This window comes from Nocardia sp. NPDC058497 (assembly GCF_042720195.1).
GTDB lineage: Bacteria > Actinomycetota > Actinomycetes > Mycobacteriales > Mycobacteriaceae > Nocardia.
In genome coordinates, this window is the sequence record NZ_JBHXMY010000861.1 from 1 (window position 1) to 1812 (window position 1812).

Annotated in this window: 3 protein-coding genes and 1 pseudogene; 2 read left to right on the forward strand and 2 right to left on the reverse strand. The window is 68.0% G+C overall.

The features are described 5' to 3' along the window. Window positions 1-212, reverse strand: a 212-nt coding sequence (locus ACFWPJ_RS31845) for a hypothetical protein (protein ID WP_378857087.1), incomplete at its 3' end; no start/stop codon positions are given. A 310-nt stretch (window positions 213-522) separates the two neighbouring features. Beyond that, a complete protein-coding gene (locus ACFWPJ_RS31850; RefSeq protein ID WP_378857089.1) occupies window positions 523-801 on the reverse strand; it encodes a hypothetical protein in 279 nt (92 codons plus the stop codon). Window positions 802-859: 58 nt separating this feature from the next. Here ACFWPJ_RS31850 and ACFWPJ_RS31855 point away from each other — a divergent pair, with 58 nt between their 5' ends. After that, window positions 860-1489, forward strand: a complete 630-nt coding sequence (locus tag ACFWPJ_RS31855; protein WP_378857091.1) for a collagen binding domain-containing protein — start codon at window positions 860-862, stop codon at window positions 1487-1489. 2 nt (window positions 1490-1491) lie between these two features. Next, window positions 1492-1812, forward strand: a pseudogene (locus tag ACFWPJ_RS31860) (class F sortase); the annotation flags it as partial.

Below are 1812 nucleotides of genomic sequence, written 5' to 3' on the forward strand. Positions count from 1 at the left end.
TCATGGGGGAGATCGGCACCGTGCTCGGGGACGCGGGACCGGAGGTGATCGATCCGGCGGCGACTTTCCATGACCTGGGTTTCGAGTCGAGGACCGCGGTGGCGCGATCGGGTCGCGGCGGCCACCGGCGTCCAGTTGGCCGCGGCCGCGGTGTTCGACCATCCGACCGTCGACGCCTTGGTCGAGCACCTGCGCGAGTCGATGGTGGACACGGCTCCGGCTCGCGCGGATCGGTCCCTCGACCTGGCCGTGGCGGACGAACCGATCGCGATCGTCGGCCACCGCGTGCCGGTTCCCCGGGGGCATCACCTCGCCGGAGGCGTTGTGGCAGGCGCTGCTCGACGAACGAGACCTCGGCACCGAGTTCCCGGTCAACCGGGGCTTGCGTCGCCAGGATCCGCCGCGCTCGTCTCCAGCGCCCCTGAATCGAACCTTTCCGGTCACGAAACGGAACAACACGCACGAGAGGTGTAACGAGTTCTGCTGAGGCCGCGAAATCCCTGCTGTCAGAGGCTGACTCGATCAGGTCGGCCCGGAAGTTCCCAGGGGGAATCCGATGCGTGTATCAATCGCTGTACTGGCCGCGGTGCTGGCTTGCGGACTGTCCGTGGCGGGGCCGGCATCCGCGGATCCGACACCGACACCGAACTCGGAGGTGCAATCACCCGCGGCCACCACGGTTCCGCCGCCGACGACGAGCCCGGAGACCACAGTGCCGCCGACGACGAGCCCGGAGACCACAGTGCCGCCGCCGACGACGACGAGCCAGGCCACCACGGTGCCGCCGACCGATGTGGCCACACCACCATCGACCACCAGCCCTCCGCTGACCCTTCCGGAGGGTTCGATCACGGCAGTCGTGAGCAAGGAACAGGGATACGGGGTCGAGGACGTCGAGATCTCGGTGAAGACGTGTTCGGGAGATTCGCTCGGCGGCGTGGACAGTGTCCGCACCGGTCCGGGCGGGGTGGCGCAGTTCAGCAGTCTGCCGTTGGGCTGCTACCGGGTCGCACTCGGCGACCTGCCGGCCGCCTACTACGCGGCGGGCCCGAAGGCGGTCGACCGCACCCTGTCGGGCACCGACCTCTCCGCTGAAGTGAAGTTCACGCTGGCGAGCGGGCCGAACGCGACCCGGATGCCGATCACGCTGGTCAAGAAGGACCGGGTCAGCGGTGAGCTGCTCTCGGGTGCGACGTATTCCGTCGAGCTGTGCAATCCGACCGATCCCAATGCCGGGCAATACACGATCACCACGGGGGCGGACGGTACGGCCGGGCTGGAGTTGCTGCCAACCTGCTACAAGGCGGTCGAACTGGTGGCGCCAGGTGGGTACCTGCTCGATGCGACACCTGTCTACTTCGAAGTGGTCCACAGGGGGGCCGTGGTCACCTTGCTCGACACTCGCATCGATCAGCCGCCGGTCACCCGGAATCCGGACAAGCGCGTTCCGGTAGCAGAGATCCCCTCCGGCCCCATCGAACGGAACTGACCATGCGAAAGCTCTCGGCGATCATCCTGCTCGCATTGCTGGCCGGGTGCGGTACTCAGAACGACGCGGGTTCGACCCTAGAATCCGGACAACGCGACCTGCGCCCGCCGGTCGTCGCGACTGTCGACCATCCGGACAAGCCGGTGACGCTGACCATCGGCGACGACTCGGCCCCGACCGACCCCATCGCCACCGACACCGCCGGGGTGCTGCTCCCACCGCAGGATGTGAATCGGCTCGGCTGGTGGGCGGACTCGTCACTGCCCGGTTCGGGTGCCGGAACGGTGCTCATCACCGGGCACGTGGACGATGTGGTGCAGGGG